This window comes from Candidatus Aminicenantes bacterium, from assembly GCA_026393795.1.
Taxonomy (GTDB): Bacteria; Acidobacteriota; Aminicenantia; order UBA2199; family UBA2199; genus UBA2199.
This window is the reverse complement of record JAPKZL010000283.1, coordinates 1-6,851: the sequence shown is the minus strand read 5'-3', so window position 1 is coordinate 6,851 and position 6,851 is coordinate 1. Positions and strand designations below refer to the sequence as shown.

The following is a 6,851-nucleotide window of genomic DNA, read 5'->3' as shown; positions in this document are numbered from 1 at the left end:
GCGATATTGGCGATATTCGGCTCGATTTTAGCTTTGTGGATTACCGGCACCTCTCTTAATGTCGTATCGTTTTTAGGGGCGATCATCGGCGTGGGCATCGTCGCCAAGAACGGCATCCTGATGCTCGACTATGTCGGCCAGTGCCGGAGTGAAGGGTGCTCCTTGAGCGAAGCCCTGCTCCGCTCGGGCCGGCGGCGTCTGCGTCCGGTGCTGATGACCTCGCTGGCCGCCGCCCTGGGCATGCTGCCGCTGGCGTACGGCATCGGCTCCGGGGCCGATATGCTCCGGCCGCTGGCCATCGCCGTCATCGGCGCCCTCTGCATTTCGGTGCTACTATCGCTGCTGGCCACGCCCGCCCTTTATCTGCTTTTGCAAAACCTGTTCGCCGGCCGCAAGAAAGTAAAAGGGGACAGGATATAGGGTACAGGGTATAGTTGGAAGAAAGGAAAATAAAACGAAATATTTTATTTCTGAATAAAAAATGCCCTGATTTTATTGCCCGCTATTTTCTCTATTCCCTAAACCCTGTACCCTGAACCCTAAACCCTTTCTTAGAACGGCCCCCAGCCGACCAGCACCGGCGGTATCAATGCCAGCAGGCTGAACGCCATCAGGATCAGCATCAGCGGCAGGAACCACTTGGCCCATTTTTCCCAGGGGATGCGCGCCACGCCGAGGACGCCCATGGTCACCGCCGAGGTGGGCAGGATGGGATTGATGACTTCGCACAATTGGAAGGAGAGGACCGTGGTCTGGCGCGTGATGCCGATCAGGTCGCTCAAGGGGGCCATGACCGGCATGGTCAGGGCCGCCTGGGCTGTGCCGGAATGGATGAAAAAGTTGATGACGCTCTGGGTCAGGAACATGATCTGGGCCGTGAGCAGGCGCGGCACCGAGGCGATCAAGGTCGCCGAGTAATAGAGGATGGTGTCCAGCACCAGCGCCTGCTGCAGGACGATGAGCACGGCCCGGCCGCAGGCAATGATGAAAGCCACGTTCATCATGTCGCGAGCACCGGCGACGAAGCTCTCGGCCATCTGGCTGGGTTTGAGTCTGCCGGCAAAGCCGGATATGATGCCGATGGCCAGGAACAGGGCGGCGATCTCCTCCATGTACCATTTTTCGACCATGATGCCGTAGACCAGCACCAGCATGCCCGTGGCCAGTATCAGCAGCACCGATTTCTGCGGCCAGCCCCACGGGGGGACAGCACCGATCATCCGCCCATCCTGGGCGGATCCGATCGGTCTGTCCCGGTCTGGAGCGGGCGATCCGGTCGCCGGGCCCAAAGCGCGGCCGCGGTCCAATTCGCGCACCGGGCTGAGCTCCGGGTTTTTGCGGATCTTTTCGGCGTAAATCATCACGAATGTCACCATGATCACGGTGCTCAGCAACCACAGCGCCAGGCGGTAGCCCAGCCCGGAGTAAAGCGGCAGGTCGGAAAACCCCTGGGCGATGCCGACGGTGAAGGGGTTGAAACAGGCGGCGGCAAAGCCGGCGGCGGCGCCGAGAAAAGGGATGGCCACGCCGACGATCGAATCGTAGCCGAGCGAGATGGCCAGGGGAATGAAGATGAGCACGAAAGGGATGCTCTCCTCCGACATGCCGTAGGTGCTGCCGGCCAGGGAAAACACGATCATCAGCGCCGGGACGACCAGCCGCTTCAGTTTCCGCCGTTCGGCGAAAAAGGCCGACAGCCTCTGGATGCCGGCTTCGATGGCCCCGGTCCGCTGCATGACGGCGAAGACGCCGCCGAAGATGAAGACCAGCGAAATGATCAAAACCCCGTCGGCAAAACCCCTCACCGGGGCGATTACCAGCCATTCGGGGCCGAGGTATTTTTTTTCGATCCGGCGGTAGGTCCCGGGCAGGGTGACCTGGCGTTCGATGCCCTGGAAATTTTTTTTCTCCCGCCTGAACTGGCCCGAGGGGATCAGCAGGCTGAGCAGGTAGACCCCGAGCAGCAAGAGGAAGATCAGGACCAGGGTATGGGGGAGCTTGAATGCTTTCTTCGGCTTGGTCAAGGGCGCTTCTCAGCCGCCGGCCGTCTGCGGGAAGGCGGTGTTGGAGTACAGGTATTCGACCTTTTCCTTGTGCTTCAATTCCTGGTTGGCCATGCTCAGCAGCATGTCCTTGACCTCGCCGGCGGGCTGCGCCGCGGCCAGCCCCTTGTAGAACTTGTAGGAGTTCAATTCGCGATGGGCGGCGACCAGATAGACCTCGCTGCTGTTCATGTCGGCCTTGGGATCGGGCTTGGCGGCGTACTGGGCGACATGGTAGTCGATGGGCTTGTCCATGGGCAGGGCGGAAAATTTTTTCTCGCCTTTCAGGTAGGCTAGGAGGAATTCCTTGTGGGCCAGCTCCTCGCCGGCCAGGAATTTCAGCGTCTCCTTGGCAATGGGATCCGACACCAGGTCGAAAAGGCCGAGGTAGAAGCTGCGGGCCTCCTCCTCGTTGGCGATCGCTTTCTTAATCAGGCTCTCGAGGTTTTGCGCTTCCATTGGTGTACCTCCCGTTCACGGCCATTCTAGCAGAGGCGGGTTTAAAACTCAATTTCGGCCGGGCTAAAAGTTGAGCAGGATCGGCCGCGGCTTGAGCACGTGGCCGACCAGGGTCAGGCCGCTGCGGCGCACGATCTCCAGCGCCTTCGTGGTCAGGGTGGTCTGGGAGATGAGGGCGGGAATGCCGGCATGCAGGCACTTGAGCGCCATCTCGGCCGAGATGCGGCCGGTGGTCAGCAGCGCCGTGGCGCTGAAATTGATTCGCCGCGACAGCCCCCAGCCGACCACCTTGTCGACGCTGTTGCTGCGGCCGATGTCCTCGCGGCTGACCAGCAGGCGCTTCGTGTTCATATCGGCCAGCATGGAGCAGTGGATGCCGCCGTGCTTGCGGAACATCCGCGTATGCGCCGGCAGCTGCTCCATCAGCACCACGGCATGGGCCAGGGTGAACTCGTAGACGCGGCAAACCGACGGGAAGTCCTCAAGCAGCTCCGGCCGCAATTCGCCTCCCGAGCAGGCGGTCACCTGGAGCGGATTGAACTGCTCCGGTTGCCGGGATCTTCCGGGGCGCAGGCGAACGAGCGCCCGGGTGCCCTGGAGGCACAGCGAGGCGATGTCGCCGCGGGAGCCGATGATGTCCTGGCTGAACAGCCAGCCCATGACCAGCTCCCGCTGCCCGAACGGCGAGCAGCTCAACCGGCTCAGGTTGCGGCCGTTGACTGTGATGGTCAGCAGCATTTCCTCGGGAAGAGCCACCAGCCCGATTTCTCTGCGTTTCTCAGCTGTCGTATTTTTTCTGTTTTTTGAGATAGTCATGGTACTCCGCGAGGGTGTTCAGGTTGCGGAACCATTTCTGCCCATCCATGGCCACGAATTTCGTGCGGCAGGTCTTGAACAGGGAGGAGATCCTGAAGTCGCCCGCACCGATCTGCTTCTCGATCATGGGGATGATGGCGCGGCGGTAGGCGGCAAAAAGCGGTTCGAACTTGCCGTCGCGGTAGCGGGGCACCACGATCTCGTGGCGCGGCGCCAGTGCGACGATCTTTTTCAGGAACGGGAGATGGATGACCGGGATATCGCAGGCCATGACGAAGTTCATTTCGTAGGGCGAGGCGCGCAGCGCTGTCAGGATGGCCATGAGCGGCCCCTGGCCGGGCGCCTCGTCCTCGATGACCGGCAGGCCCAGCGGGGCGAATTTCTTCCCGTCGCCGGCGCTGATTAAAATGGCGTCGAAGCAGGGACGCACCTGGGCGATGACCGCTTCGATCAGCGTGCGGCCGTTGAGCGGGAGAAGGGGTTTTTCCATGTTCATGCGCCGGCTTTTGCCTCCGGCCAGGATGATCGCCGTCACCGGCTCCGCTTTCATCGCACCCGGCCGGTTCAGGAGCCCGGCTTGACCTTGTCCTTGCTGATGAACCCTTCATCGTTCCCGGGAAGTTTCTTCTTCATGAAGGAGGCCAGAAACTCCTTTTGCTTTTCATTGAGGTTTTTATACTTGGCGCCGATGGAAAAGAGCAGGCCCGGCGGCAGGGCGGCATATTTCTTGCTATCGAAAGGGGCGACCTCGGCGCGGTTGATCTCGATCTCGAACTCCTGCTGGCGGCCGTCGCCGCTGTGCAGCAGGTAGATCCTGTAAACGGAGCCGATCGTCGGCTGAAAATTGCTGACCAGGTTGATCCCTTCGCCGCTGATGTTGTTGGCCACGAAGCCGACCACGTTCAGCAGCTTGCCTTTCATCTCCTGCGAAACGTCGAAGCGGGCGCTTTTTCTTTTTTCCATGATTGTCCTGCCTGTTTTAAAAAACCATATTAGCACAAAAACAAATTATTTCAATCTTCAGCGGTTGAGAGTCGGCGGATGAATTCCTCGGGGTAGGGGTGTGTCTCGATCTGTTCCTCGACCACGGCGAACCCGGCCCGGTGGTAAACGGCCAGGGCGCCGGGGTGGTCGTACTGGCAGGTGTGCAGCCAGACGCGTTCCGTTTTCCCTTCCCAGGCTTTGCGGATGGCCCAATCCAAAAAGAACTTCCCCAAACCGCGGCCGATGAAGCCGGGAATCAGGCCGAAATAGACGATCTCGGCTTGGCCGGGAATGCTGCGGTCGAGCTCGACGAAGCCGGCCGTTTGCCCGCTGCAGCGCAAGCGGAATATCTCGGTCGTCGTTGCCCTGATCATTTTTAGCAATTCTTTTTCCTTTATGATCAACCTCCCGCTCCATCCCCATTCTCCGCCAACGGCCGAGAATATTTTTTTGTATTCTTCAAATTCCGGCTTTTGCCATTGCCCAAGCTCGCACTCATCCGGCATCGCGACCGGTGTTGTCTCCGGTTTGCTCTTCATCTCCAAATAGGTGGTCTTCACTGGGATCAGCTTGTATCCGGGTGGGAGGGGATTCATGGCGCCTCCTAAAATGACCCTTGAAACCAATTGGCGATCTCCACTTGGCTGATGGCATGGAACAGGAATATCACGATGGCGCCCAGGAGAAACAGCTCCAGCAGGCGGACGGTCCGCTCCGAACGGTGATCGGCGCGGGAATGGGCGGGCCGCGCGATCTGCAACAAGATCACGGTCAGAAAAAAAATCGCCAGCAGCAAACTCGCTCCGCGCTCCCAGTTCAAGCCGAGGCGCAGCCGGGCTTTGTAAAGGGCCTGGTTGGCCTGGTCGTGTTCGCCCAAAGGCATGACGATGGCCATGAAATTGATGATCAGGATGTCGGTGGCTATAAGGAGCAGGGTTGCCGCGGTCCCGGTGCCAGGCAGAAACAGGCCGGCCCATTTCTTCTTGTTCCCGGATTCGGCATCTGCAGGGAGCTCAGCAACCAGGCTATGGGAACCGAATCCGAGCCGGCAGCGGTCGGCCAGGATGATGATGGCGACCAGGCAACCCAGGAGAAGCGGCAAGCGGGAACCGATCACATAAACAAACGGGCTGATCGTACTGCCCGCATACGATCTGACGAAGAATACCATGTAATAGAGGTGGGCGGACGCGCACAGGGATACCGCGAAAGGGAGCAGCGCGTAGAAAAGGTAGAAGGGCTCCGGGCCGGGATTCCGTCTATTCTTCAAGCGATTTTTGCTCCATAAATAGCCCGCCAGGAATGCCAGGGCCAGTATCGGATAGACCCATTCGTCCCGGCAGAACCACCAAAGCCACGACAGCCATTCGAACGCGCTATGCTCCATAGCTTCTCCTTCTTGCCGCACCCGGGCTAGTCGAAGCAACTATACCAATTGCCGTTCAATCTTTCAACCGCGGCGGGTGCGGGCCGGTTTGCATGCGGCGGCAGCGGCGTTGTTTTTTTCTGCCGCTTTTGCTACTATTCTTTTTCCTGAAACCGCTGGAGACGTCACATGAGCGAAGAGAAGAAACGCTATTTTTTCATCGACCAGTTCAGGGGCTGGGCGGTGGTGTTCATGGTCGAGACCCACGTGGTCAACGCCTTCCTGCATTACGGCCTGCGCTCCTCGTTGGCCTACAAGGCCATCGATTTCTTCAACGGCCTGATCGCCCCCTCCTTCCTGTTCATCGCCGGCTTCTCGTTCGCGATCGTGGCCGAGCGCAAGTGGGACGACTTCCTGAAGCCGGGCAGGGTTTTCTGGAAGCAGTTCCGGCGCTGCCTGCAGATCCTCATGGTCGGCTACCTGCTGCACCTGCCGCAATTCTCCCTGCGCCGGCTTTATCATTCCCTGAAATGGGGTCACAATCACCCGTTCTGGGGCGTCGACGTGCTGCACGCCATCGCCATCTCGCTGCTGCTGATGCTGCTCCTCGTCCCACTCTGTCGGCGCAAGAAATTTTATTTCACTTTCCTGGCCGGGGCGGCCGTCGCCGTCTCGCTGCTGACGCCGCTGCTGTTCTGGCTGCCGGTCGAGAAGTACGTGCCCTGGGTTTTTGCCGGCTACCTGAAGCGGCTGCCCTATTCGCAGTTCCCCCTCTTCCCCTGGATGGGTTTCGCCTTTATGGGCGCCGCTGTCTCCAGTCTCTGGCTGAAGGCCAGGCAAACGGGGGCCGAGCTGCGCTTTTTCCGCCGGCTTTTCTTCGCCGGCCTCGCGCTGATCGTCGTGTTTTTGTTCATCGCGCTGCAGCCGCTTGTCCCGGTCGCCCTGGGCTCGTTCAACCCGGCCAAGCCGTTATTCTTTTTCCTTAAATTGGGTCTGGTTTTAATGTTGCTTTCTCTTCTATGGTGGATCGAGCAGAAAAAAGGGGAGCGGCCGGTGCTGGTGACCCGGGTCGGCCAGGAGTCGCTCACCGCCTACGCCTTCCACATCGCCGTCATTTTCGGCGGCTTTTTCGGTCCCCACGGCCACAGCTTTGCCTTTCTCATCAAGATGACCCGCTCCTGGGC

General features: G+C 59.8%; 9 protein-coding genes. 2 read left to right on the top strand and 7 right to left on the bottom strand.

Annotation, left to right across the window (positions count from 1 at the left end; all coding sequences use genetic code 11):
* The coding region (locus NTW95_13665) for an efflux RND transporter permease subunit (protein MCX6558454.1) at positions 1-420 on the top strand (420 nt) is incomplete at its 5' end.
* Between the two features lie 131 nt (positions 421-551).
* Here the strand turns inward: NTW95_13665 and NTW95_13660 are convergent.
* From NTW95_13660 to NTW95_13630, 7 genes are all read right to left on the bottom strand, one after another.
* A complete protein-coding gene (locus tag NTW95_13660; GenBank protein MCX6558453.1) occupies positions 552-2,024 on the bottom strand; it encodes a hypothetical protein in 1,473 nt (490 codons plus the stop codon).
* A 9-nt stretch (positions 2,025-2,033) separates the two neighbouring features.
* Positions 2,034-2,501 carry a ferritin family protein gene (locus NTW95_13655; protein ID MCX6558452.1) on the bottom strand — a complete coding sequence of 156 codons (468 nt, stop codon included), beginning with the start codon at positions 2,499-2,501 and terminating at the stop codon, positions 2,034-2,036.
* A gap of 63 nt (positions 2,502-2,564) precedes the next feature.
* Positions 2,565-3,317 carry a formate dehydrogenase accessory sulfurtransferase FdhD gene (locus tag NTW95_13650; GenBank protein ID MCX6558451.1) on the bottom strand — a complete coding sequence of 251 codons (753 nt, stop codon included), beginning with the start codon at positions 3,315-3,317 and terminating at the stop codon, positions 2,565-2,567.
* A complete protein-coding gene (locus NTW95_13645) occupies positions 3,280-3,867 on the bottom strand; it encodes a molybdenum cofactor guanylyltransferase (protein MCX6558450.1) in 588 nt (195 codons plus the stop codon). The genes NTW95_13650 and NTW95_13645 overlap by 38 nt, the downstream gene beginning before the upstream one ends.
* A gap of 14 nt (positions 3,868-3,881) precedes the next feature.
* Complete coding sequence (locus tag NTW95_13640; protein MCX6558449.1) at positions 3,882-4,280, bottom strand: hypothetical protein; 399 nt, start codon at positions 4,278-4,280, stop codon at positions 3,882-3,884.
* 50 nt (positions 4,281-4,330) lie between these two features.
* On the bottom strand, positions 4,331-4,897 hold the full coding sequence (locus NTW95_13635; GenBank protein ID MCX6558448.1) for a GNAT family N-acetyltransferase: 567 nt from the start codon (positions 4,895-4,897) through the stop codon (positions 4,331-4,333).
* An 8-nt stretch (positions 4,898-4,905) separates the two neighbouring features.
* Positions 4,906-5,688 carry a hypothetical protein gene (locus NTW95_13630; GenBank protein MCX6558447.1) on the bottom strand — a complete coding sequence of 261 codons (783 nt, stop codon included), beginning with the start codon at positions 5,686-5,688 and terminating at the stop codon, positions 4,906-4,908.
* Between the two features lie 168 nt (positions 5,689-5,856).
* Here NTW95_13630 and NTW95_13625 point away from each other — a divergent pair.
* A partial coding sequence (locus NTW95_13625; GenBank protein MCX6558446.1) for a heparan-alpha-glucosaminide N-acetyltransferase domain-containing protein occupies positions 5,857-6,851 on the top strand: 995 nt, incomplete at its 3' end.

What these genes read in the sequence shown, in the direction of transcription:
- NTW95_13655 (MCX6558452.1), bottom strand. Translation starts at nt 2,501, where the DNA reads ATGGAAGCGCAAAACCTCGAGAGCCTGATTAAGAAAGCGATCGCCAAC.
- NTW95_13650 (MCX6558451.1), bottom strand. Translation starts at nt 3,317, where the DNA reads ATGACTATCTCAAAAAACAGAAAAAATACGACAGCTGAGAAACGCAGA.
- NTW95_13645 (MCX6558450.1), bottom strand. Translation starts at nt 3,867, where the DNA reads ATGAAAGCGGAGCCGGTGACGGCGATCATCCTGGCCGGAGGCAAAAGC.
- NTW95_13640 (MCX6558449.1), bottom strand. Translation starts at nt 4,280, where the DNA reads ATGGAAAAAAGAAAAAGCGCCCGCTTCGACGTTTCGCAGGAGATGAAA.
- NTW95_13635 (MCX6558448.1), bottom strand. Translation starts at nt 4,897, where the DNA reads ATGAATCCCCTCCCACCCGGATACAAGCTGATCCCAGTGAAGACCACC.
- NTW95_13630 (MCX6558447.1), bottom strand. Translation starts at nt 5,688, where the DNA reads ATGGAGCATAGCGCGTTCGAATGGCTGTCGTGGCTTTGGTGGTTCTGC.